This is a genomic window from Nocardia mexicana NBRC 108244, from assembly GCF_001613165.1.
Classification (GTDB): Bacteria; Actinomycetota; Actinomycetes; order Mycobacteriales; family Mycobacteriaceae; genus Nocardia; species Nocardia mexicana.
Map to the genome: position 1 here is coordinate 1 of NZ_BDBV01000108.1, position 23,909 is coordinate 23,909.

The following is a 23,909-nucleotide window of genomic DNA, read 5'->3' on the forward strand; positions in this document are numbered from 1 at the left end:
GGGGATCGGCGGCGCCGCGCGCGAGCTGTATCTGCTCGGCTCCGCCTGCCGGCAGCTCGCCCGGGAATGGGAGACCACGACGATGGGGGAGCGCAACGGGCTGGCCGCCGCCATGGCGTTGCGCGCGGGCCTGAGCGCCGCCCGCGATCGGGTGGTCGCGGCGCTGACCCCGGTCCTGGGAGCGAGCCTGTTCACGGCCGGCGATCCGGCCTCCGCCGCCGCGATCGATTCGCTTGCGGTGCACCATCATCCGCCGAACCTGATGTCCTGCGACGAGGCCGTCGGCGCACTGCATCTCGGCTATCGGATGAGTTTCGACCCCACCGCGTAGGCGAGCACCGCCCCGACCACCTCCCCGAGGACGAAGGACATATCCGATGCAGCAAGTCCATGTCACCCACACGATGACCTCGCCGATCGACGAGGTGTGGGCGGCCATCAAGAACATCACCGCCTACCCGGCGTTCATGAAGAACGTCGAGGAGGTCACCCTGCTCGACGATGCCGGTCCCGGCGGGCACCGGCTCAGCGCCTGGCGGGTGTGGCTGAAGGGGTCGATCCTCGAATGGACCGAGCGCGAGGAAATCGACAACGCCACGCGCACACTGCGATTCGAGCAGATCGACGGCGATCTCGAGATCTTCCTCGGCTACTGGCGCGTCGAGGACGGCGGCGACGGGCTGGTGCGTGTCGACTTCCGCGTCGAGTTCGAGATCGGCATCCCGCTGCTGGCCGACATGCTCAATCCCGTCGCGGCCACCGCACTGCGCGACAACTCCACGACGATGCTGCGCGAGATCGAGAGCCGCGTCGCGGCGGGAGGCGTCCATGACCTCGCATGAGACCGTCGCATGGCCGCGGGCCCGGACCGCGGTCGCTGTCGAGGACGCGCTCGCCCGGGTCGGGGCCTCGGTCGGCGAGCTGCGCGAACTGCTCGGGGCACTGCTCGACGAGGGCCGGGGATATGTGGTGGGCTCGCTCGCCGCCGGGCTGGGCAACAGCGGCAGCGATATCGACGTCATCGTCCTGTGCGACCGCCGATCCTCCGATGCGCCGATGCTGTTCTTCCTCGGCGACACCAGCGTCGACCTGCAGTACTACAACGCCGGGGATCCGGCCGCGACGATGGCGGCGCTGCCCGGCGAACGGGTGCGGCTCGCGGCGGGCTGGTGCGCGCTGGGATGCGCACCGGCGATGACCCTGCAGCGGCGCATCGGCCGCTGGCTCAACGCGAGTCCGCTCGATCCGGCGTTCCCCGACATCGTCGATCCGGCCGCCACGCCGGTCGCCGCGGCGGCCCTGGTGCGCGGCGCCGTGGAAAGTCTGGTGCTGAAGATCTTCGCCGCGCGCACCATCGGCGCGGCGGGGCTGCCGAGCGCGGCGGCGTGGCGGCGGGCGGGCCGCGCGCTGGTGGAGGTGCTGGCCCGCGCGTCGGGGGAGCTGTTCATCGGCGAGAAATGGATAGTGGCCCGCGCCGTGCGCGCCGGTCTCGATCGCGGCCTGGCGCGGCGCGCGTTCGGCTGTTCCGACGAGCGGCAGCTGCGCGAGATCCTTTCCGCGGCAGGTCTTTCCGCGCTCGGCGAACCGGGCGTGGTCGAGCTGCGGGCGGCCGACGGCCTGGAGCGGCTCGAGCTCGGCGCGACGACCTGGACGCTCGTCGGCGGCCGCCGCGCCGTGCCGTGCGATCCGGCCGAGCTGGTTCCGGAAGCGCTCGAAACCGCCTCGGCGGCAACGGTGTTGGATGCCGTCGCGGAGGGCGTGGTCGTTCCCGCGCTCGATCGGCCGGAGCTCGACGAGAGGGTGCGGGCATGCGCAGCGTAAGTATTCATGCCCTGGCCGAGGAAGGGACGCGGGCGGCGTGGGCACACGTCATGGTGCTGCAGCACTCCGTCGAGGACATGGGCTCCACCTACGCCGCGGGCGACTGGGCGACCTGTGTCGACAGTTGCTTCGACACGGTCCTGAACACCGCGTACGTGTCGGCGATGCTGGCGGGCCACCTCGGCTCACCCGAGGACGCGGCGCTGCTGGTGCGCATCGCACGCGATATCGAACCGCACGCCGTTCTGCTCGAACGGATGCCGACCGCGTGGGAGGCGACCCGCGCCGACGCCGATGCCGCGCGGATATTGGCCGATGAGGCCTGCCACGCAACGGAAGCGGCGATGCCGATCGTCATGGCGAGCTTCCGGACGCCGACCGGGTTCTATCCGAGCGTCCGCATGGCGGGCGATCTCGAAAAGCTGCGCCGCCGAAGCGGTTTGCGCAGCTACGCCTGGGAACACTTCGCCACCTGAACGGAAGGACGACAGATGCACGAGGAGGCCGATATGCGGCGCCGGGTGCGGGAACTGATCTCGGACCTCGCCCCCGTCCGGGGCGGCGGGGAGGTCGATGCGCTGACCCATCTCGTCGGCGAGCTCGGATACGACTCGCTGCGGCTGATGGAACTGACCGGCGTGCTCGAATCCGAATTCGACATGGCCTGCGCCGACGAGCGCGAGCTGCTCGCGATCGAGAACGTCGCCGACGTGGAGGCCCTGGTGCGCCGCCTGGCGGCCGGTCGCGGCCCGGCGAACGCACCGCGCGACGGCCGGGAACTGAACAACTTCGGTGCGGCACTCGCAGGCTGGGCCGCCACCGAACCCGACAGTACCGCGCTCACCTTCCTCCACGACGACCGCGACGCCGAGACCCTCACCTACGGCCGATTACACGGGCGGGCAACAGGATTGGCGAAGGTGATCGCGGAATCGGTGCGCCCGGGGGAGCGGGTGATGATCCTGCTGCCACCCGGCGTCGACCTCGTCGCGGCGATGTTCGCCTGCTTCTACGCCGGGGTGGTCGCCGTCGCCGCGCCGCCGCCGAATCTGCTCAAACCCCATCGCAGCCTGCCCCGGCTCGAGGCCATCGCCGCCGACGCCGACGTGGCCGCGGTCATCACCGAGGACGGCCTGCGGCGCCGGATCGCCGGTGCGGCGGGAAGCAGCCTGCGCTTCGCGACCTGGCTCGCCCCCGACGCCGACCCCGCCCCCGGATGGCAGCCGCAAATGGGCGGGCTGGACGAGCCGCTGCTGCTGCAATACACCTCCGGCTCGACCGCCCGGCCGCGGGGCGTGGTCCTCACCTCACGGAACCTGATCGCCAATTCCGCCGCCATCGCGGCGGCGTTCGGCCACACCCGCGACAGCCGGATGTTCAGCTGGCTACCGCCGTATCACGATATGGGGTTGATCGGCGGGATCTTCCAGCCGCTGTTCGTGGGCTTCCCCACCGTGCTGGCCTCCCCCTTCTCGATCCTCAAGCGTCCGGGTCGCTGGCTGGAGGGCATCTCCGAATCTCGCGCGACCACCAGCGGCGGACCGAATTTCGCCTACGACCTGTGCGTGCACCGCATCCCGGCCGCCACCCGCGATCGTCTCGACCTGTCGTCGTGGACGGTGGCGTTCAACGGTGCCGAACCCGTGCTCGCAGAGACGATCGACCGCTTCACCGCCACCTTCGCCGCCGGCGGCTTCCGCCGCGAGGCGTTCCTGCCGTGCTATGGGCTGGCCGAGGCGACATTGATGGTGTCGGCGGCCGAACCCGCCACCGCCCCGGTCACATTCGAGATCGACGCCGATGATCTCGGGGAGGGCAGGGTGTCGCCGACAGCCGCCGGGCCGGGCGGCCGCACGCTGGTCTCCAGCGGGATACCCGCTCCCGAATTCGACGTCCACATCATCGATCCCGTGACCCGCGCGCCCGCCGAGCCGGGCCGGGTGGGGGAGATCTGGATCGCGGGCGACAGTGTGGCCTCGGGCTATTGGCGCCGCGGCGAGGATTCCGAGGCCGTGTTCGGCGCGCGCATCCTCGGCGATCCCGAGCGCGCCCCGTATCTGCGGTCGGGGGATCTCGGTGTGCTGATCGAGGGCCAGCTGGTGGTCGTCGGACGCCTCAAGGACGTGATCATCGTCCGCGGCGTCAACTACCACGCCCACGACCTCGAACTGGCCGCGGAGTCCGCGCACCCGGCGGTGCGCAAACACTGCAGCGCGGCCTTCCAGCTCGAGGACGGTCGGGAGGGGCTCGGCGTCGTCTGCGAGGTCGATCCCGGGATCGGCGACGACCTCGGCGCGGTGTGCGCGCGGATCCGCCGGACGGTCGCCGAGGAGATCGGCGTGCGTCCCGTCTTCGCCGGACTGATCGCGCCGGGCGCGATGCCCAAGACCGCCAGCGGCAAGGTCCAGCGCCTGCTGTGCCGCCGCCTGCTGCGCACGGGCGCGTTGACGGTCCTCGCCGAGTCCCGAGACCGGCAGGGCTGACGATGCGGGTATTGGTCACGGGCGCTTCGGGTCTGGTCGGCTACGAAGTGGTGGAGACGCTGCGGGCGCACGGCATGACCGTGGTCGCCGCGAGCCGCGGCCGCGCGGACGCCACCGGCGCCACCGTGCACTGGGATATGAGCCGCGACCCCGCGCCCGCGACGCTCGCGGGCCCCTGGGATGTCATCGTCAACGCCGCCGCCGACACCCGCTGGACGATGAGCCCGGCCGAGGCATGGCGGGCGAACGTCGATTCCGTGCTGGCCCTGTGCCCGCTCATCGGCGACCGGACCCATCTGATCCAGATATCCACGGCGTACGCGCTGGGCCTGCGCGGCGATATCGAGTCCGGCGACCCGGGCGACTATCGCAATCACTACGAGTGGTCCAAGGCCGCCGCCGAACGCATGACCCGCGAAATCACGGGGCGCGCCACGGTGATTCGCCCTCCGCTGATCATCGGGCGGCGCGCCGACGGGCGCGCGGCCCGGTACTCCGGCATGTACACGATCCTGCGCGGTATGGCGAGCAGTGCCGTGCCCGCTGTGGTCGGATTCGCCGACAGCCGTTTCGATGTCATCCCCGTCGACGACCTCGCCACCCTGGTGGCGCAGGTGGTGCGGGCGGGCCCGTCGGGGGTGCGCACCATCGCGGGCGGCGCGAGCGCGATGACCTTCCCCGACGCCCTGACGATCATGGTCGAGGCACTGAACCAATGGCGCGCGGACCGCGGTATTCCGGCCCTCGAGCAGCCGAAGATCATCGATCCGCGGCGGTGGGAACGATTCCTGTGGCCGTTCGCCCGCCAGCACATGAGTCCGCGGCAGGTGCGGGTCCTGGAACTGCTCTCGCATTTCCATCCCTACATGCAGATCCGCACCCCGCTCGAACCCGATCACGTCGTGAGCGATCCGGAGCTGCCGCTGCGGCGTTCGGTGTCCTACTGGGCACATGCCAATACACCCCTGGCGCGGCAGCGACCGAAACCCTGGAAGGCCATTGCATGACACACACGAACGGACACGGCTCCAAGTCCGCACAACTGCGCAAACTCCTCGCCGGCGACCGGCTGGCGCGCGTCGTCGGAGTGGGTGACGGGCTGTCGGCACTGCTGGCGAGCAGGCACGGCTTCGACGCCCTGTGGGGCAGCGGGCTGTCCATCTCGGCGGCCCACGCGCTACCCGACGCCAGCATCCTGACGATGACCGAATTTCTCCAGGCCACCGCGGTGATCGATGCCGCGACGCCGCTGCCGACGATCGCCGACTGCGATACCGGATTCGGCGACGTCAACGTGGTCATGCGCGCCACCCGCGAATACGAGCGCCGCGGCATCGCCGGAATCTGCATGGAGGACAAGCAGTTTCCCAAACGCAACAGTTTCAGCGGCGGACAGCAGCTGGCCCCGATCGCCGAGTTCGCGCAGAAGATCAGGGCCGCCAAGAGCGTGCAGGTCTCACCGGACTTCGTCGTGATCGCGCGCGTGGAATCGCTGATCGCGGAGACCGGCATGGCCGACGCGCTGGAGCGGGGCGCGCGGTACGCGCAGGCCGGTGCCGACGCGCTGCTCATCCACTCGAAATCCGAATCCCCGGACGAGGTACTGGAATTCGCCGCCGAATGGAACCGGCAGAGCGATCCGTTGCCGCTGGTGGCGGTGCCGACCACCTACTACTCGGCCAGCGTCGACGAACTCGAGCGCGGCGGGTTCTCGATGGTCATCTACGCCAATCAGTCACTGCGCGCGGTGGTGCGCGTGGTCAACGACGTCTTCGCGCGGCTGAGCAGCGCCGCGAGCACCGCCGAGATGGAGGAGCAGCTGATACCGGTCGTCGAGGTGCTCGACCTGATCGGGATGGACTCGCTGCTGACCAGTGATGTCGATGGCTGAGTACGTGCGGGCTGTCCCGCGGTATCTCGCGCGCAGGTTTCCGCCGACCCAGGCGGTCGCCGCGGTGTCGATCGTCGTCTGCTCGTACCTGGTGTACGGGGCGTGCGCCGATCGGCAGGCGCATCCACTCGCCTGGGCGGGCGGTGCGGGCGCGGTGGCGGCGATGCTGCTGATCCACCGTCTCGCAGACGATCTCGGCGATGCGGCCGGGGATCCGTCGCCCGCGTTCGGTGCCCGGGGCATGCTGCTCGGCGCGGCGGTCCTTGTCGTGGTCACGGCGGCGGCCAACGCGGTCGCCGACGGGACACTCGCGATATATGTTGCCGCGACCGCGCTCTGGAGCGGGCTCGGCAATGCCGCGGATCGGCGCTTCGCCGGTGCGCTCGGTGTCTGGCTGCTGAGCGAGGTCGCGGTCGCGATGATCCTGTTCTATCCGTACCTGCTGTGGCGGCGGACCGGGGGCGGCGCGGTCCCCGCGACGGCGGTGGCGGGGCTGGTCGGCGGCCTGTGGGCGGGCTATCTGTTCTGGGTGCTCAGCCGCAAGGCGGGGCGCCCGGACTGGCTCGCGCCGGGTGTGTCGCCGTCGGCGATTCGCCTGTGGCTGTCGGCAATCCTCGCCGCGTCCGCCGCCGCGGCCGTGCTCGCGGGCACGTCCGATGCGTTGCCGCTGTCCTATCCGCTGCTCGGAGTGCTCTGCGCGCTCACCGTGGTCCTGCTGATGCTGCGGTGGTGGCCCGGTGTCGCCGGGCGGCCGCCGCGCGGCTCCCGCGCCTGGGCGGGCCTGACGCTACTTCTGACCACCCAGCTGAACGCCGCCCTGGCCGCGCTGGTCCTGTACGTGAGGAGTCGAGGATGACCGCGACGGTCGCCGAATCCCTGTGGCCCGGAAACACTCTCGCCGATGCGGCCGATATCGGCGGCAAGGCCGCGGGCCTGGCGGCGCTGGTCTCGGCCGGTATCGAGGTGCCCGCGTTCGTGGTGCTCGACGCGCGGGCCTTCGACCACCATCTGCGCCGGCCCTCGGTGCGCACCGCCCTGGGCGGCCTGGCATTGGCGCTGGAATCGCGCACCGACGATGCGGCACAGGAGATTTCGGAATCCGCGGCACAGGTCCGCGCGGCCATCACCGCCGCCGAACTCGCGCCCGGCCTCGCCGAGCGGATCGCCGCGGCACTACCCACGATCGGCGCGGGCCCCTTCGCGGTACGCAGCTCCATGCTCGACGAGGATTCCACCGCGCACTCGTTCGCCGGGCAGCTCGACAGCCACCTGTACCAGGACAGCGCCGCGGTCCTCGACAGTGTCCGGCGTACCTGGGCCTCGGCGTTCGGCGAGCGGGTACTGAGCTACTCCGCCCGAATCGGCCGCTCGGTGACGGGGTCCCGGGTCGCGGTCGTCATCCAGCAGATGGTCGACGCCGACGTGTCGGGCGTGCTGTTCACAGCGAACCCCCGCTCCGGCACCCGCGACGAATATCTGGTCACCGCGGCCTACGGGCTGGGCGAGGGCATCGTCTCCGGGCTCTGCGACACCGACGAATACACCTGGTCCGGCGGCGCGGAACGCTCGGCGACCCTGGCCGACAAGGACATCCGGGTCGTGCGCGCGAGCGGCGGCGGCGTCGCCGAGCAGGCGGTCCCCGCACCGCTGCGCGAGCGGCGTGCCCTCACTCCGGCCCAGGTGGACGAGATCTGCTCGGCGGGAACGCGAATCGCCGCACTGCACGGCCGCCCGATGGATATCGAATGGAGCTATGCGGGCGGCACCCTCTACATCCTGCAGGCACGGCCGATCACCGCCGCCTACGACGATCCACGCGCACCGGCGCTGGTCTTCGACAACTCGAACATCCAGGAGAGCTACAACGGCGTCACCACGCCGCTGACGTTCTCCTTCTCCGCCCGCGTGTATTCCGGTGTGTACAAACAGCTCGCCGGTTTCCTGGGAGTGTCGGAGCGCAGGCGCGCCGAGTTCGGGCCCGCCGCCGACAATCTGCTCGCCTTCGTGCACGGGCGCATCTTCTACCAGATGAACAACTGGCTCAGCCTGTTCGCGCTGCTGCCCGGATACGAGCGCAGCACCGAGAACTACTCGAAGGTGATGTGGCACACCGATATCGACGGCAGCAGGCTCGCCCGCCGGCGCCGCACTCCGCGCGCGGTGATCGAGAACCTGCGCGTCGCAGCGGGTATCGCCGCGCGCTACGTGACACTCGACCGCGAGATCCTCCGCTTCCTGGACTACTTCCAGCACATCTACGACCTCGTGGACCGCGACAGCGTCCCCGCGATGACGGTGTCCGAGGCGCACGACACCCTGCGATTCCTGTACTCGGAGCTGATGAGTCACTGGGATATCCCGAATATCAACGACTTTCGCGTGATGATGTACTCCGGGCACCTGCGCCGCGTGCTGGTGGCGCGCTATCCGGAGGCCGAGGTCGACACGCGGCTCGCCGATCTGCTGTGCGCCATCGACGGTATCGAATCCATGGAACCGACCCGCATCCTGCTCGCCCTCGCCGACGAGGCCCGCGCCGACGACGGCCTGCGCGCGGTCCTCACCGCCGCCGACCCCGCCGCGGCGCGCACCGCGCTCGGCGTCGAATACCCCGCATTCGCCCGCAGGATAGACGATTACGTCCGCCGATACGGCGACCGGTGCGTCGGCGAACTCAAACTCGAATCCGTCCCCGTACGCCACCGGCCCTGGTTCGTCGTCGAGATGATCAGGAACTACCTCGAGCAGCCCGGCCCGGCCGGGAACCTCGCGGGCGACCGCGCCCGGCACGACCGCGCGCTGGCCGACCTCACGGCGCGGATGCCGTGGTGGCGGCGCCGATTCGCGGGCGTCGAGGTGCGGGCGACCCGCACCGCGATCAAGGCGCGCGAATCGCTGCGCTTCCGCCGGACGCTGGCCTTCGCCCTGGTCCGGGACCTGTACGCGACGATCGGCCGTCGCCTGGCCGAACAGGGCGTCCTCGCCGACGAACGCGACATCCTGTTCCTGACCGTCGACGAGATCGACCAGTACCTCGAGGCGCGGGCCGCGTCGACGGATCTGGCGGGCACGGTCCGGCTCCGCAAAGCCGAATTCGCACGCAACGAGGCGGCGAGTGTGCCGGACCGCTTCGAGACCCACGGGACGCCCTACCTGCAGCCGATCGTGGCGTCCGCCGCGACGCAGTCCGCCGGGGACGACACCGATCCCGATGCCCTCGTGCTGCGTGGTCTCGGATGTTGCGGCGGCGTCGTGGACGCGCCGGTACGGGTGCTCCCGGCCTCCGGCGACGTGTCCTCGGTGGCGGGCGACATCCTGTGCACCGTCCGGACCGACCCGGGCTGGACGCCGCTGCTGACCACCGCGCGCGGGCTGATCGTGGAACGCGGGTCGGTGCTGTCGCATTCGGCTATCGTCGCCCGTGAGCTGGGCATTCCGACCGTCGTCGGAATCAAGGACGTCACCAGGATTCTGCTCGACCGCGAACACGTACAGGTGGACGGCACTCGCGGAACGGTCACCCGATTCAGGAGACAGCAATGACGATCATTCCCCCGGCCACCGTGGCGGCGACCATGAACACCGAACTCGACGGTCGCTCGACGAGCGTGTTCCTCGTGCTGTCGGGCCCCGGCGGCACGGGCAAGAGCACGCTGATCACGAAGTGGCGCAAGGCCGATCCCGATATCGGCTACATCAAGAACATCACCACCCGCGCCCGTCGCGCCCCCGACCCGGCCTCCGGAGTCGACGACGACGATTTCTTCGAGTTCGTCTCGCGGCGCCGATTCCGGGAAATGGTGGAGGGCGGCGAATTCGCGCAGTGGGTCAACCCGCAGCCGGGCTACTACAGCGGCACCCCGCGGCAGCCGTTGCTCGACGCCATCGCCGCGGGCACCGACCTGCTGTTCGACTACACCCCGCAGCTGTATCTCAACCTGCGGCGCGCCTTCCCCGAACAGGTCGTCGGTGTCTTCGTGGCGCCGCCCTCGCTGGCCGCGTTGCGCGACCGCTTGACGGCGCGCTCCAGCGAAGCCGGTGACAAGCTGCAGCTGAAATTCAATATGGGCGTGCAGGATCTGTCCTACGTCGACATGCACGACTACCACGTGACCAATCACGACCTCGAGGAAACCCTCACCGTCCTGCGGGAGATCCTGCGATCGGAAAAGCATCGACTGGCACGGAATCCGGAACTGCTGCGGCTCTACGAAACCATGAAGGACGGGCGGCAAATGCTGTTCTACTACGATCCGGCCGGTCGTCGGATCTCCGATATCGACGGCTCCGGCAGCTGAGGGCGGTACCGGATGTACGACTGGGGCGCGATATGCAATACCCGGAACCTGCGCGACTACGTCCCATTCGTAGCGGGCGGGTTCCACCTCGGCTGGATCAACCTCGGCATGCTCGGCGTCCTGCGCGGCGAGCCGGAGTTCGCCGTATCCGCGGAACTGGTGGAGTTGGATCCGGACCTGCGCACACCGCCACAACGCACCGCGGTCCTCGCCGATCTCGCGGGCCGCTGGCGCGACCGGGGGCTGGTGGCCGGGTGGCGCGGCGAGCTGTACGACGTCGTGCCCTACCCGGGCGGTCCGGTGGTCCTGCAGATGGAACGCGCCGTGACCAGGATCTTCGGCACCATCAACGTCGGCGCGCACGTCAACGGATACGTGCGGACCGGCGCCGATCTCCTGATGTGGATCGGCCGCCGGTCCCCGGACAAGCCGACCTTCCCCGGCCGCCTGGATCAGCTCGCCGCGGGCGGCGTCGCCGCCTCGGTCACACCCGCGACCACGGCGCGCCGCGAGGTGCGGGAGGAGGCCGGAATCGACGCCTTCCTCGCGAACTCCATGCGCGAGGTCAGCGCCGTGACGATGTTCATGGAACACGACGGCTGCATTCTCCGGGATATCGACCACATCTTCGACCTCGAGATGCCGATCGACTTCGTCCCGCACCCGGCCGACGGCGAGGTCGCCGAATTCGAGCTGCATCCCGCGGACGCGCTGCTGGATACGGTGACGACATCGGACCGATTCAAACCGGACTGCAATCTCGTCGTGCTGGACTTCCTGATCCGGCACCGCCTCCTCACCGACGACGCCAGGCTCCTGCGCGATGTTCACCTCGGTCTCAGAAAGGGAGTCTGATGTCGGCCGAAATCGTCCTCGCCGATAATGTCGAAATCGCCGTGAAAGCGGCACGGTACCGGCTCGAGATCATCGACCTCATCCGCTCCGCGGGAAACGGGCACATGGCCGGAAGCCTGTCCTGCGTAGACATTTTGACGGTGCTCTACGAACGCATCCTGCGCATCACGCCGGACACCGTCGACGATCCGCCGCGCGACCGCTACATCCAGAGCAAAGGGCACGCGGTCGAGGCGCTCTACGTCGTCCTCGCCGGCGCCGGATACCTCGGGCGCGCGGAACTCGGCACATATCTGCGCTTCGGCTCCGACCTCATCGGGCACGTCACCCGCAAGGTGCCGGGAATCGAGCAGTCCACCGGAGCTCTCGGCCACGGATTGTCACTCGCCGTGGGGATTTCGCTCGCCGGAAAGCAGGATCGGCTCGACTACCGCACCTTCGTCCTCCTCGGCGACGGCGAACTCGCCGAGGGATCGGTATGGGAGGCGGCGATGTGCGCGGCCCACTACCGGCTCGACAATCTCGTCGCCATCGTCGACCGCAATCGCTACCAGATCGCGGGCAGCACAGCGGAAATCATGAACTCCGAGCCGCTGGCCGAGAAGTTCGCGAGTTTCGGATGGTCGGTCCGCGAGATCGACGGGCACAGCATCGCGGCGATCGACGAGGCGCTCTCGACAGTACCCGCGACCGCCGGACGCCCCACGATGATCATCGCCGACACCGTCAAGGGCAGCGGCATCTCCTATATGGAACACGACATCCGCTGGCACCACCGGGTGCCCTCCGACGACGAATACCGCATCGCGCAGCAGGACATCCGGGCGCGTATCGCCGAGCTCAGGAACAACAGATGACCGACACTCTCGACACCGTCGTACCCCGGGGGATCGCCAACCTGGAGGTGCTCGACGCCACCCTGCGCGATCTGGCCGCCTCCGATCCCGACATCAGGGTGCTCACCGCGGATTCCCGCATCTCGGGCAAGCTCGCGCCGTTCGCCGCCGAATTCCCCGACCGCATGGTCGAAGTCGGTATCGCCGAACAGAATCTGGTCGGCGTCGCCGCGGGCCTCGCGGCCTGCGGCAAGAAGCCGTTCGTGATCTCCCCGGCCTGCTTTCTGACCGCCCGCTCGCTGGAACAGATCAAAGTCGACGTGAGCTACGGCGCCAACCCCGTGCGCCTCATCGGGATCAGCGCGGGTATCAGCTACGGGCCCCTCGGCGCCTCCCACCACTCCATCGCCGACTACGCGGCGCTGCGCGCCATGCCGGGGATCGCGGTGATCGCACCGGCCGACAACTGCGAAGCCGAAGCCGCGATCCGGCGCGCCGCCGCCGTCGACGAGCCCGTCTACATCCGCCTCGGCAAGCGGAAACTCGACTGCGTGCACCCCGATGGCCCGTCGGCGGTCGCGCTCGGCCGCGCGACCCGCCTGCGCGGCGGGCACGATATCGGCTTCCTCGCCACGGGCGAGGCGGTGGCCATCGCCCTGGCCACCGCGCGGCTGCTGGCTCGCGACGGTATCGACGCCGCGGTGATCAGCATGCCCACGGTCCGGCCCCTCGATACCGCCACGCTGTTCGACGTGGCCGACAGCGTGCGCGTGCTGATCGTGCTCGAGGAACACAGCGTGCACGGCGGCCTCGGCGAGGCGTGCGCGGGCGCGCTGCTCAACCGCGGAACCTCCGTGGTGTTCCGCAATCTCGGCCTGCCCGACGCGCCGATCGTCAACGGGGCACAGCTGGACGTGCTGGCGCACTACGGGATGGAAGCCGACCGGCTCGGCGAACTGTCGCGCAGACTGCTCGCGGCATGAACACGAGACCGACTGCCGTGGAACAAGTTTCGGGTACCGAGCGCTGGCGGAAGCTGACCGGGCTGCCGCGCAAGGCCGCGGTCTACGCGCGCGATCCGCTGGCCCGGACCGCGCTGGCGCTCGCACCCGATCCCGGCTACACGCTGCCGGATCTGCTCTACGACACCGCGCTGCTGGTGGTGAAGCCCGAGGCGCTGGTCACCGGCCGGATGCCGACGATCGAACGCTTCCTGAGCGCACGGAACCTGGCCGTCGCCGCGGTGTTCGACACCGAACTGGATGCCGTTCGCTCCCATCAGCTGTGGCAGTACCCGTGGGTCAAGGCGACCACCGACCGGATGCGGCTGCACATCCTCATGTCCGAGGGCCGGCCCGCGCGGTGCCTGCTCGTGCGGCGCGCGCCGGGCAGCGGCGACATCCCGCTGACAATGCAGCTCGCGGTCGACAAGGGCGCCTCCGGCTCCGGACCGCGCAGGCCCGGCCAGCTGCGCTCCGAGCTGGGCATGACCAACCGCATGATCTCGTTCGTCCATTGCCCCGACGAGCCCGCCGATCTGCTGCGCGACCTGTATGTACTCGGCGGGGCCGCAGGCCCGCGAATGCTCGATCCCACTGGCGCCCAGGATGTTTCGGACGTATGGCGAGCGGGGGAGTGGCGGGAGGGCGTCGATCTCGAACCCGGAGGACTGCTCACGGGCCTGTCCTCGCGCGGTCGCGCTCGCCTGCTCGGCCTGCTCGACGCCCGCCGCGACCACGGCCGAACGCTGAGCCTCGACGAGGCGATGAGCGAGGCACGAGCCGCTGGGGCGCAAGGGGATTGGCACCGCTACGGCCTCGCCGCGGGCCTGATATCGCACGACCTGCCGGGTGTGGCGGCCGAATTCGACGAGGCGACCGTCGAACAGCTGGCGCAGCGGTGGCGGCGCGAGGGTTGAGGAAGGGAATTTCTCGTGGATACTCGAACAGATGCCGCGCACGCGGCCGTCTCGGTCCGCTGGACTCCGAGGCAGGTCTGGGCCTTGGTTCTGGTCTGTCTGGCCAGCCTCATCGAACTGGTGGACATCACCATCGTCAACGCCGCGCTGCCCGCCATCCGCGACGGCCTCCACGGCGCGACGAAGGAGAACATCGCCTGGGTGATCGTCGCGTATCTGATCACCTTCGGCGGATTCATGCTCGTGGGCGGGCGGCTCGGCGACAACTTCGGCCACCGCCGGACATTCATGATCGGCCTCGGCGTGTTCACCGTCGCCTCGGCCGCCTGCGGTATCGCCCTCGACATCGAATTCCTCGTCGCCGCACGCGCTTTCCAGGGTCTCGCGGCCGCGGTGCTGGCCCCCATGACACTGGCGTTGATCACCGACATCTTCCCCGCCGGCGCGGGCCGGGCCAAGGCGATCACGATCTGGAGTGCCACCGGAGCCATCAGCACGTCGCTGGGAGTCACCCTCGGCGGCCTGCTCTCCGACGGACCGGGCTGGCGGTGGGTCTTCCTGGTCACCGTGCCGATCGGACTGGTGGTGCTGGCGCTGACACCCTGGGTCGTCCGCGTCGGCCGATCCGAGCGGCGGCCCGGCTCCTTCGATGTGGTCGGCGCCCTCCTCGTGACGCTCGGCGTGACCGTCACCGTCTACGCGATCGCCGAAACCGACACGCACGCATGGGGATCGGTGCGCGTGCTGAGCCTGCTGGCCGCCGCGGCCGCGCTGCTGCTCTATGCCGCCGTGCACGAGGCGTTCATCGCGGCCGAACCCCTCGTGCCGCTGCCGCTGATCGCCTCGCGCACGGTGATCGGGGCGAGCCTGGTGGCCGCGGTCGGATGCGCGGGATTCTATGCACTGTTCCATCTGCTGTCGCTGTATATGCAGACCGCGCTGGGCTATTCGGCGCTGCGGACCGGCCTGCTGATGCTGCCGGTGACATCGGTGGGGATACTCTCCGCGCTGCTGGTCCCGACGATCCTGGCCGCGCTCGGGGCCCGCTGGGCGGTCGTCCTCGGCGGCGTCCTCGGCGGCAGCGGCATGCTGCTGGTGGCCGCGGGCGTCGCCGCGGACGGGGTGTGGCTGCACGTCGTCGCGCCCGCGGTGCTGGTGGCCGTCGCGACGCCGCTGTGGTTCATCACCGTCAGCATCGTCGTCGTCGCGGGCGTGAATCAGTCCGATACGGGGTTGATCTCGGGCCTGCTCACGGTGTGCCGCACGGTCGGCGGCGCCGTCGGCATCGCCGTGGTGGCCAGCGTGCTGACGGCGCGACCGGGCACCGACGGTGCGGCGGCCCTGCTGTCGACGGAGGCGACACAGCGGGCATTCGTCGTGGCGAGCGGAATGTATGCCGCCTTCGTGCTGGCGGCGATTCTGTTGCTCGGCAACGAGGGACGCGATCGGCGCGGTGTGACGGCCCCCTGAGATCAGGGGTTCATTTCGTACGTGTTCGCGTGCGAGAGGACCTCGGTGTAGATACGGTCGGCGCGGTCCGGATCGGGGATGGGTTTCGTGATCACATCCATAGACCAATGCTGTTGGGCCGCAGTGGAAGACGACTTCGAGTACAAAGACAGGGCGTACCCGGAGAAGTCGCGGACGAAGATCTCGAAGACGGCATCGATGGTTCCGGCGTCGGTGCCCGAGAGGCTGGCCTGCTCGAGGATGAGCTGGGTGTAGGGCAGCATCGTGAACAGTTCACCCACCGCCAGTTGGAAATCCAGGTCGGCCAGCTGCGCCTCGGTGGGCGGGGCCTGCACGGGGAGCTGGACGAACTTCTCGGCCTGCTCGAGGAACAGCGCGACGTTCGGCAGGTGCTTCCACTCCTCGAACGCCGGACGCCAGTCGGTGAAGCGGACCTTCCCCAGGCCCGCGGCGCCGGGCTGCCGGAACAGCGATTCGTCGTCGCCCGGATCGCGGCGCACCGGAACCGGCGGCAGGGCAACGGGATTGAACAGGAAGTTCGGCATGAACTTCAGGGTGAGTGCCATGTTGACGTGCGCGGTGCCCTCCAGCCGCGGCATCGAGGCGATGGTGGCGCGGGCGATGGTGAAGTAGCTGTCCTTCTCGAAACCCTTGGCGGAGATGACATCCAGCAGCTCGTTCAGCGCGCGCTCGGCCTCGCGGGTCACCTTCATCTTGGCGATCGAATTGAACATGACGAACCGGCGGTCCTCGGGCGTGGAACAGCGCATGTAGTCGATTGCGCGGGCGTGATAGAGCTGCATCGCGGTCAGGCGCAGGTAGTTGTCGACGAGCAGCTGCCGCACCTGCCCGAATTCGGTGACCGGATGACCGAACAGGATCTTGTTCGACGCCTGGTTGATCGTCTCGTGGAAGCAGTGCTCGACCATCCCGATCGCGACCATGCCGATATTGAACTTGCCGCAATTCACCGCCGCCAGTGCGACATCGAAGGCGCGGCGGCCCGTGTGCAGGATGTCGTCGGCGGCGACCGGGTAGTTCTCGAGATCGAAGGCACTGACGAAGTTCTGGCCGTGGATGACGTTCTTGACCAGCTTGTAGTTCGGATGGGCACTGTCGGCGACGAACCACACATACGCCTCGGGGCCCGCGAGATCGGTGCGGCGGCCGATCACCGGCACGATGCGGGCGACATTGCCGTTGCCGATGTAGTACTTGCCGCCGGTCGCGGTGAATCCGCCGCTGCCGTCCGGGGTGAGCAGCATGTCGGTGGCGTAGATATCGGCGCCGTGCTCCTTCTCCGACAGGCCGAAGCCGATGATGCCGCCGCGATCCAGTTCCTCGGCCGCGCGCTGGTGGGCCTTGTCGTTGCCGCTCTGCCAGATGACGGCCAGTCCCAGCGTCGACACGCCCCACGCGTACCAGTACTGCGAGCCGTAGAAGCCGGTGATCTCGTTGAACTTCGAGATGAACGCGGTGTCCCAGCGCTTGTCCGGATCGCCCTGCGCGTGCGCGCGCGGCGTGGCGAAGTACGCGAGGATCCGCGAGTCCGCCAGGAACCGCATCCAGTCGTCGTACCAGACCCCCGCGTGCGCATCCCGGCACAGCGCCCGCTTGCCCTTGGTCTCGAAGAACTCGACCACCGACCGCAGCAGCTCCCGCGTCTTCGGATCGAACTCGGCGAAGGTCTCGGTCTGGGGATTGAACAGGGGCATGACGGCGGACCTCTCAAGTGACGGCAGCTGCCTTCAGTCTATGGCCCACCTGTACTTCCAGGGTGCTTTTGGCCCGGAATCTCACGGTCGATTCCGGCCAAAAGCACGCCGGAAATACAAGTGGGTGGGCACGCCGGAAATAAGGAGGGTGGGCGCGCCGGAAATACAGGTGGGTGGGCGCGCCGGAGACAAGGAGGTCGGCTCGCCCGGGGCAAGGAGGTGAGCGCGCCGGATATGACGGGCGTTGTGCCGGGGAGCGTGGGTGGGCGGGGTCAGTCGCGGTACATGGACCGGTAGGCCGTGATCACCGCGACCAGATGCTCGATGATCTGCTCGCGGGTCACCTTCAGCGATCCGTTGAGCCACGCCGAGAACATGCCCGCATTGCCCGACGCCATGGTGACCGCGGCCAGACGGCGGCGCATCGGGTCGTCGATGTGGGTGAACAGGTGATCCTGGATGAGCCGGGTGAAGGTGGGCATCACCGCGATCGTGGTCTGGCCCAGGCCGGTGCTCGAATACGGCTCCACCAGAAACAGCCGCGACTTGCGCGGATCCTCGAGCACCTTGTCCACCAGCACCTGCGCCAGCTGGCGGTCGCGGACCGGGCTGTCGAGGGCGGCGAACGCGGTCATCGGGGTCAGGAATTCGTCGGCCACCTGGCGGTAGAGCACATCGAGCAGATCGTCGCGCCCGGTGAAGCTCTCGTAGAAGTAGCGATCGGTGAGATTGGCCTTGCGGCACACCGCGCGCATGGTGACCGCGCCCGCCCCGGCCTCGCCGATCAGGTCCAGGGCCGCCTCGAGCAGCGCGGTGCGCCGCGCCTCCCGGCGCTCGGTGAGCGTGGTCCCGCCCCAGATGCGCGGTTCGCCGGAGTCCTGACCAGAATGCACGCGCTCAACCCTAACGCCCCGCGCCCCAGGCCCGGAGCACCACCGCCCCGCCCATCCGCACACCGCGTTTCCCGCACCCCGTGCACGTTCCCGCACCCACTACAGCGCCCTGCAAGGTATGCGTGAACATGCAAGGAGTGCGGCAATACCGGCCGCCCACACCATGCTGCCTAGCCGGTCGGCTCAGGCAATGGCCTGGTGCCTGCATTCGCGCACCCCGTGCATGTTCCCGCACTCATTGCGGGGCCTTGCAGGGCGTGCGGGAATATGCACGGGGTGCGCGAATGCATGGAGTGCGTCAGCCGAGGAGTTCGTCGATGTAGCACCAGCGCCATTTCTCGCCGGGTTCGACGCTGCGCATGACCGGGTGGCCGGTGTCGCGGAAGTGGTTGGTGGCGTGGTTGCCGGGGGAGGAGTCGCAGCAGGCGACGTGGCCGCACGACAGGCACATGCGCAGGTGGACCCAGGTGAGGCCCTCGGCGACGCATTCCGAGCAGACGTCGGGGGTGTCGGGGATGCAGGTGTGCGGGGCGGCGCGCAGGTGGTCGCAGTCGCCGACGGCCGGGGCGCGCAGCGGGGCGCTGGAATCGCTGTCGGCCTCGACGATCCGGTCGATGGTCGACTCCTCCATATCCAGCACCGCCATCACGTGCTCGAGCACCTCGTGGTCGACCGTGCCCGAATCCCGTACGCGCAGCACGGTTTCGCGTTCGGCGCGCAGCATCGCCAGCCGCAGCCGGCGGTATTCGCCGCTCGGGGTCACGCGCACCGATTCCGACCGGCCCAGCTGCTCCCAGGCGGCGAAGGCGCGGCGCGAGACCCGGTCGCGCAGCGCCGTCACGATCTCCGGCGGGGTCTCGGGGGCGATCTCCGATTCCAGCGCCTCGAGCCCCGCGGCGGTGGCCTGCTGCAGCAGATTCGCCTCCTGCAGCGCGTCCTCGGCGCGGCTGGGCCCGCGCAGCCGCAGCACCCGCACCAGCGCGGGCAGCGAAATGCCCTGCAGCAGCAGGGTTCCGCCGACCACCACCAGCGCCAGCAGCTTCAGCGTCGCCAGCTGCGGCGTGTCCTCCGGCAGCAGCAGCGCCGCGGCGAGGGTGACCACGCCGCGCATGCCCGACCACGACACCACCGCTGGGCCGGTCCAGGCGGGCTTCGGTTTCCCGCCCGGCGGGAGCGACGCGCCCGGAGGCGGCAGCCTGCGTAACCACGGAGGGCGCCGCGTACGCCGCCGTTGAACACCGCGGGATTCGACGAACCACGCGAAGTAGGTCGCCGGGAACACCCAGACCGGGCGCACCACGACCACGGTCGCCAGCACCGCCGCACACGTGAGCACGATCGTGCCGCGGTCGAGGCCGCTGTTCCAGGCGTCCTCGACGATATGGCGCACCTGCAGCCCGATCAGCAGGAAAACCGCGCTCTCCAGCAGGAATTGGATGGTGCGCCAGTTGGTGCGCTCGGCGATGCGCGAGGCCGCGGTCTGCCACACCGGCGCGCCCTGGCCCAGGATCAGGCCGCACACCACCACCGACATCACGCCCGAGGCGTGCGCGGCCTCGGCGGGCAGATACGCCGCGAACGGCGCCAGCAGCGACAGGCTGGTATCGAGCACCGGATCGGTGATGCGGCGGCGCAGCACCGCCAGCACCCCGGCCGCCACCACACCGATGAGCGCGCCGCCGCCGGCCGCGTAGAGGAAGTCGCCGCCCGCCTGCCAGATACTGAAACTCCCGGCCATCGCGGCGATCGCAGTGCGCAGCGACACCAGCGCGGTGGCGTCGTTGAACAGCGACTCGCCCTCGAGCAGCGTCACGATGCGCCGCGGCATGCCGACCCGCCGCGCCACCGCCGTGGCGGCCACCGCATCCGGCGGGGCGACGACCGCGCCGATCGCCACCGCCGCCGCGAACGGCACCCCCAGCAGCCACCAGACCACCACGGCCACCGCGAATGTGGTGAACAGCACCAGCCCCACCGACAGCAGGGTGATCGACAACTTCTTCGGCCGGAACTCGATCAGCGAGGTGTTGATGGCCGCCGTATACAGCAGCGGCGGCAGCAGCCCGAGCAGCACCAGCTCCGGATTGATATCGACCTGCGGGATGAACGGCAGATACGAGGCGATCACCCCGGCGATGGTGAGCGCCAGAGGTTCGGCCATACCCAGCCGCCTCGCCAGCGCCGCCAGCGCGACAGCGACAGCGACCAGGATCACCAATCCCGCTGCGATATGCACCCGCCCATCGTGCCAGCAGGCGTCGCGACCAGCGCAATCGGTTGGCGTCCGCGGCGAGTCACCTAGAGTACGGGCGACCCACCGCCCGGGATCTCATCTGGACCCTCGAGTGTTGGTGATGGCTACCGACGTCGCCGACCGATCATTGTTGTCAGTGGCCTGTGTCACACTCGCTGGCGATGAGCCGCCACACCACCTTCCGATACTGCCTCGACCCCACCGTCGAGCAGCAGCGGGCGCTGGCGCGGCATGCCGGTGCGTCGCGGTTCGCGTTCAACAAGTCCCTGGACTTCGTGAAAACCGCACTCGGTCAGCGTAAGACCGATCCTGGGCATCCCGTGCCTTGGACTGGGTTCAGCTTGATCAACGCCTTCAACGGATGGAAGAAGACCGAAGCTGCCGGACGAGTGATTGCCGTGAACGAGGACGGCGTTGCCGAGATCGAGGTAACCGGATTGGCATGGCGGGACGAAGTGTCCCAGCAGGTATTCGAGGAGGGCGCCGTCGACTGCGGTCGCGCCCTGACTGCGTTCTCCGACTCCCGCACCGGCAAACGCAGTGGTAAGAAAGTCGGGTTCCCCCGCCTCAAGAGGAAACACGCCACCATTCCGTCGTTTCGTCTGCGAAACAAGACGTCGAAGTCCGGTCGCGCGGGGATTCGGGTCGGTGAGAATGGCATTCAACGATCGGTGACCCTGCCGTGCCTTGGAACCGTCCGGGTCCGGCAGGACACTCGTCATCTGCGGCGGATGCTCGGCAAAGGACGCGCGAAGATCCTCTTTGCCACTGTCGTCTTTCGCGCGGGCCGCTGGCAGATCAGCGTCACCACGGAGGCCGCAGAACTGCACTCCGCCCGTCAGCATCGGCCACCTGCGGGTGATGGCCCGTGGGTGGGGGTCGACCGTGGATTATCGGCATTCTTGGTCACCGCGACCTTGGACGGATCCGAGGTCACTCGTATCGATAACCCGCCCAAACCACTTGCTGCCGGGCTGGCGCGGCAGCGGCGGCTGGCGAAATCGTTGTCCCGCAAACGGAAAGGATCCCGCAACCGCAAGGATGCCGCCGCTCGGCTGGCACGCCATCACCACCACGTTGCCAATATTCGCCGTCACTTCCTGCACCAGGTAGCGAACCGACTGGTCAAAACCCACGACCGGCTCGTCATCGAAGACCTGCACGTGGCGGGCATGCTCCGCAATCACCGCCTGGCGCGCGCGATCGGTGATGCCGGATGGGCCGACTTCGCACGCCTTTTACGCTACAAACAGCAGTGGCGCAACGGCGCTGTTGTCACCGCTGACCGGTGGTACCCGTCGAGCAAACGCTGCTCGACATGCGGGATCATCAATCACGGGCTCACTCTGGCGGATCGAGTATTCGTCTGCGGGTGCGGATTTCGCGCTGACCGTGACCATAATGCGGCGGTCAACCTCGCGGCATGGCCGTTGATCCGCCATCAAGACTCTTCACGATCCCCGGACCCCCAAGCAGGAGGCCGGGTAACCAATGCTCGCCGACGGGAAGGCGCTGACCGGCACCCTGCAGGTGCCGGTGAAACCAGCCCGGAAGACGCGGGAACCGACGGACACGCCACGACAGCGGCGTGAATCGCGGACGCCCGAGAAGGGCGGTGTCTGACCGGCCAACATGGCTCAGACACGCTGTAAGATCGCTGGATGTCCGCCACCCTCGCCGAACTCGAAGCCCGCATCGCCGCGCTGGAGGCCGATCGCGCGGATTACAAGGCGGTGCTGTCGATGGTCAATGTGCTGGGCCAGCAGACGCGCGAGCGCATCGCCGTGCTCGACAAGACGATCGACGGCGTGGAGCAGCGGCTGACGGCGCATATCGACGGGATCGAGGAGCGGCTGGCCGGGAAGATCGGCGAGACCAACGCCCGCGTGCGCTCCATCGAGGAGAACGTGGCCGAGATCAAGGATCTGCTGCTCCAGGCGCTCGACAGGCGCTGAGCGCCCCGGCGCCGTCAACGCCCGTTTCACATTCGGACGCATACTGGTTGACGTGAGCGCGTTTCGAGAGAGTTCCTCGTCGGGACCTATCGGTGCGATATCCGGGCCGATCGGCCGCCGCAATCCGCGCCGCGCCGAACTGGTGCTCTGCGCGGCCGCGGTCGCGCTGGTGGTGATCGCCGCGCTGGGCATGTCGGCGGCCGCGGGCGGCGAGGGCGGTGGATCGATGCGCTGGGCGCTGATCGTGTTCGCGGGCCTGGTGCTGCTGGCCCACCTGGCGGTGCGGCAACTGGCGCCGCGGGCCGACCCGGTGCTGCTGCCGTGCGTGACGGTGCTCAACGGGCTGGGCCTGGTGCTCATCGACCGGCTCGACCGGGCCGAGGCGGCCACCGCGGTGGCGCTGGGCAAACCCGCGCCCGCACCCGACGCCGCCCACCAATTGATCTGGACCGCGGGCGGAATCGCGCTGTTCGCACTGGTGCTCCTGGTCGTGCGCCACCACGCCCAGCCCGCCCGCTACGCCTACACCTGCGGGCTCGCGGGCCTGGTGCTGCTGCTGATTCCCGCCGTGCTGCCGTCGCGATTCAGTGAGGTCAACGGCGGCAAGAGCTGGATCATGTTCTCCGGGTTCTCGATTCAGCCGGGCGAGTTCGCGAAGGTACTGCTGCTGGTGTTCGTCGCCGGATTCCTGGTCACCAACCGGGACCTGTTCGGCGCCGCCGGGAAACACTTCCTGGGCATGACGGTGCCGCGGCTGCGCGATCTGGGACCGCTGCTGCTGGTGACGTTCGTCTCGGTGCTGGTGCTGGTGTACGAGAAGAACCTGGGATTCTCGCTGCTGGTGTTCGGCACCGTCCTGGCCATGCTGTACATCGCGACCCGGCGCTCCTCCTGGCTGCTGATCGGCATCGGGATGTTCGCGCTGGGCGCGGTGATCGCCTACAACCTGTTCGGCCATGTGCGGGTGCGGGTTCGGGTGTGGCAGGACCCGATGGACACTTATTACACCAACGGCTACCAGATCGCGCAGGCGCTGTTCGGGCTCGGCACCGGCGGGCTGTCGGGCACGGGACTGGGGGCGGGCCGCCCGCAGGAGGTGCCGTTCGCCAAGACCGACTTCATCATCTCCACCATCGGCGAGGAGCTGGGGCTGATCGGCCTGACGGCGGTGATCCTGCTGTTCACCATCCTCACGCTGCGCGGCTTCACCGCGGCCCTGGCCACCCGGGACTCCTTCGGCAAGCTACTGGGCGGCGGGCTGGCGTTCTCGCTGGGCTGGCAGCTGTTCGTGGTGGTCGGCGGCGTCACGAAACTGATTCCGCTGACCGGCCTCACCACGCCGTTCATGTCCTACGGCGGATCGTCGCTGCTGGCCAACTACGTCATCGTCGCGCTGCTGATGCGCATCTCGCACGACGCCCGCACCGGTGCGACGCCCGCCCCGCCGCCGGTGGCGCCCATCGCCGAGGCGATGACCGAGCACATCCGGCAGAGCGGGGTCGTGCGCCGCGACCAGTGAG

Annotated in this window: 21 protein-coding genes; 18 read left to right on the top strand and 3 right to left on the bottom strand. The window is 69.1% G+C overall.

The genetic code is table 11. The features are described from left to right. The 15 genes from NM1_RS43195 to NM1_RS34760 form a co-directional block, all read left to right on the top strand. The coding region (locus tag NM1_RS43195) for a hypothetical protein (RefSeq protein WP_218022183.1) at positions 1 to 331 on the top strand (331 nt) is incomplete at its 5' end. Positions 332 to 377: 46 nt separating this feature from the next. Then, entirely contained in the window at positions 378 to 842 is a 465-nt protein-coding gene (locus NM1_RS34695) for a type II toxin-antitoxin system RatA family toxin (RefSeq protein WP_068030151.1), read from the top strand. After that, positions 829 to 1,821, top strand: coding sequence for a nucleotidyltransferase domain-containing protein (locus tag NM1_RS34700; protein WP_068030153.1), 993 nt, complete (start codon positions 829 to 831; stop codon positions 1,819 to 1,821). Before NM1_RS34695 ends, NM1_RS34700 begins: the two co-directional genes overlap by 14 nt. After that, positions 1,809 to 2,297: a hypothetical protein gene (locus tag NM1_RS34705; protein WP_147288810.1), complete on the top strand. Its 489-nt coding sequence runs from the start codon at positions 1,809 to 1,811 to the stop codon at positions 2,295 to 2,297. The genes NM1_RS34700 and NM1_RS34705 overlap by 13 nt, the downstream gene beginning before the upstream one ends. A gap of 15 nt (positions 2,298 to 2,312) precedes the next feature. After that, positions 2,313 to 4,304, top strand: a complete 1,992-nt coding sequence (locus NM1_RS34710; protein WP_068030157.1) for an AMP-binding protein — start codon at positions 2,313 to 2,315, stop codon at positions 4,302 to 4,304. Between the two features lie 11 nt (positions 4,305 to 4,315). Then, a complete protein-coding gene (locus tag NM1_RS34715) occupies positions 4,316 to 5,311 on the top strand; it encodes an SDR family oxidoreductase (RefSeq protein WP_169814372.1) in 996 nt (331 codons plus the stop codon). Continuing rightward, positions 5,308 to 6,195, top strand: a complete 888-nt coding sequence (locus tag NM1_RS34720) for an isocitrate lyase/phosphoenolpyruvate mutase family protein (protein WP_068030163.1) — start codon at positions 5,308 to 5,310, stop codon at positions 6,193 to 6,195. The genes NM1_RS34715 and NM1_RS34720 overlap by 4 nt, the downstream gene beginning before the upstream one ends. Beyond that, the gene (locus NM1_RS34725) at positions 6,188 to 7,051 is read left to right on the top strand and encodes a hypothetical protein (protein WP_147288809.1); all 864 of its coding nucleotides are present in this window, start codon (positions 6,188 to 6,190) and stop codon (positions 7,049 to 7,051) included. The genes NM1_RS34720 and NM1_RS34725 overlap by 8 nt, the downstream gene beginning before the upstream one ends. Then, the gene (locus NM1_RS34730) at positions 7,048 to 9,738 is read left to right on the top strand and encodes a PEP/pyruvate-binding domain-containing protein (protein ID WP_068030169.1); all 2,691 of its coding nucleotides are present in this window, start codon (positions 7,048 to 7,050) and stop codon (positions 9,736 to 9,738) included. Before NM1_RS34725 ends, NM1_RS34730 begins: the two co-directional genes overlap by 4 nt. Next, positions 9,735 to 10,493: a guanylate kinase gene (locus tag NM1_RS34735; protein WP_211339298.1), complete on the top strand. Its 759-nt coding sequence runs from the start codon at positions 9,735 to 9,737 to the stop codon at positions 10,491 to 10,493. Before NM1_RS34730 ends, NM1_RS34735 begins: the two co-directional genes overlap by 4 nt. A gap of 12 nt (positions 10,494 to 10,505) precedes the next feature. After that, positions 10,506 to 11,348 carry an NUDIX hydrolase gene (locus NM1_RS34740; RefSeq protein WP_068030172.1) on the top strand — a complete coding sequence of 281 codons (843 nt, stop codon included), beginning with the start codon at positions 10,506 to 10,508 and terminating at the stop codon, positions 11,346 to 11,348. Further along, positions 11,348 to 12,205: a transketolase gene (locus tag NM1_RS34745; RefSeq protein WP_068030178.1), complete on the top strand. Its 858-nt coding sequence runs from the start codon at positions 11,348 to 11,350 to the stop codon at positions 12,203 to 12,205. The genes NM1_RS34740 and NM1_RS34745 overlap by 1 nt, the downstream gene beginning before the upstream one ends. Continuing rightward, entirely contained in the window at positions 12,202 to 13,167 is a 966-nt protein-coding gene (locus tag NM1_RS34750) for a transketolase family protein (protein ID WP_068030180.1), read from the top strand. Before NM1_RS34745 ends, NM1_RS34750 begins: the two co-directional genes overlap by 4 nt. A 17-nt stretch (positions 13,168 to 13,184) precedes the next feature. Continuing rightward, positions 13,185 to 14,102 carry a hypothetical protein gene (locus NM1_RS34755; protein WP_068030182.1) on the top strand — a complete coding sequence of 306 codons (918 nt, stop codon included), beginning with the start codon at positions 13,185 to 13,187 and terminating at the stop codon, positions 14,100 to 14,102. 15 nt (positions 14,103 to 14,117) lie between these two features. Beyond that, complete coding sequence (locus NM1_RS34760; RefSeq protein ID WP_084520326.1) at positions 14,118 to 15,572, top strand: MFS transporter; 1,455 nt, start codon at positions 14,118 to 14,120, stop codon at positions 15,570 to 15,572. 2 nt (positions 15,573 to 15,574) lie between these two features. Here NM1_RS34760 and NM1_RS34765 read toward each other — a convergent pair whose 3' ends face one another. The 3 genes from NM1_RS34765 to NM1_RS34775 form a co-directional block, all read right to left on the bottom strand. Beyond that, the gene (locus NM1_RS34765; RefSeq protein WP_068030185.1) at positions 15,575 to 17,287 is read right to left on the bottom strand and encodes an acyl-CoA dehydrogenase family protein; all 1,713 of its coding nucleotides are present in this window, start codon (positions 17,285 to 17,287) and stop codon (positions 15,575 to 15,577) included. 272 nt (positions 17,288 to 17,559) lie between these two features. Beyond that, positions 17,560 to 18,180, bottom strand: a complete 621-nt coding sequence (locus NM1_RS34770) for a TetR/AcrR family transcriptional regulator (protein WP_068030192.1) — start codon at positions 18,178 to 18,180, stop codon at positions 17,560 to 17,562. A 298-nt stretch (positions 18,181 to 18,478) separates the two neighbouring features. Continuing rightward, entirely contained in the window at positions 18,479 to 20,416 is a 1,938-nt protein-coding gene (locus NM1_RS34775) for a Na+/H+ antiporter (RefSeq protein ID WP_068030195.1), read from the bottom strand. 179 nt (positions 20,417 to 20,595) lie between these two features. Here NM1_RS34775 and NM1_RS41660 point away from each other — a divergent pair, with 179 nt between their 5' ends. The 3 genes from NM1_RS41660 to NM1_RS34790 all read left to right on the top strand — a co-directional run bounded on the left by NM1_RS41660 (position 20,596) and on the right by NM1_RS34790 (position 23,908). Beyond that, entirely contained in the window at positions 20,596 to 22,026 is a 1,431-nt protein-coding gene (locus NM1_RS41660; protein ID WP_147288808.1) for an RNA-guided endonuclease InsQ/TnpB family protein, read from the top strand. 69 nt (positions 22,027 to 22,095) lie between these two features. Further along, positions 22,096 to 22,389 (top strand): hypothetical protein, encoded by a 294-nt coding sequence (locus tag NM1_RS34785; protein ID WP_068030201.1) that lies wholly within the window; start codon positions 22,096 to 22,098, stop codon positions 22,387 to 22,389. A 52-nt stretch (positions 22,390 to 22,441) separates the two neighbouring features. Continuing rightward, a complete protein-coding gene (locus NM1_RS34790; RefSeq protein ID WP_246010682.1) occupies positions 22,442 to 23,908 on the top strand; it encodes an FtsW/RodA/SpoVE family cell cycle protein in 1,467 nt (488 codons plus the stop codon). The last annotated feature ends 1 nt before the right edge of the window (position 23,909 follow it).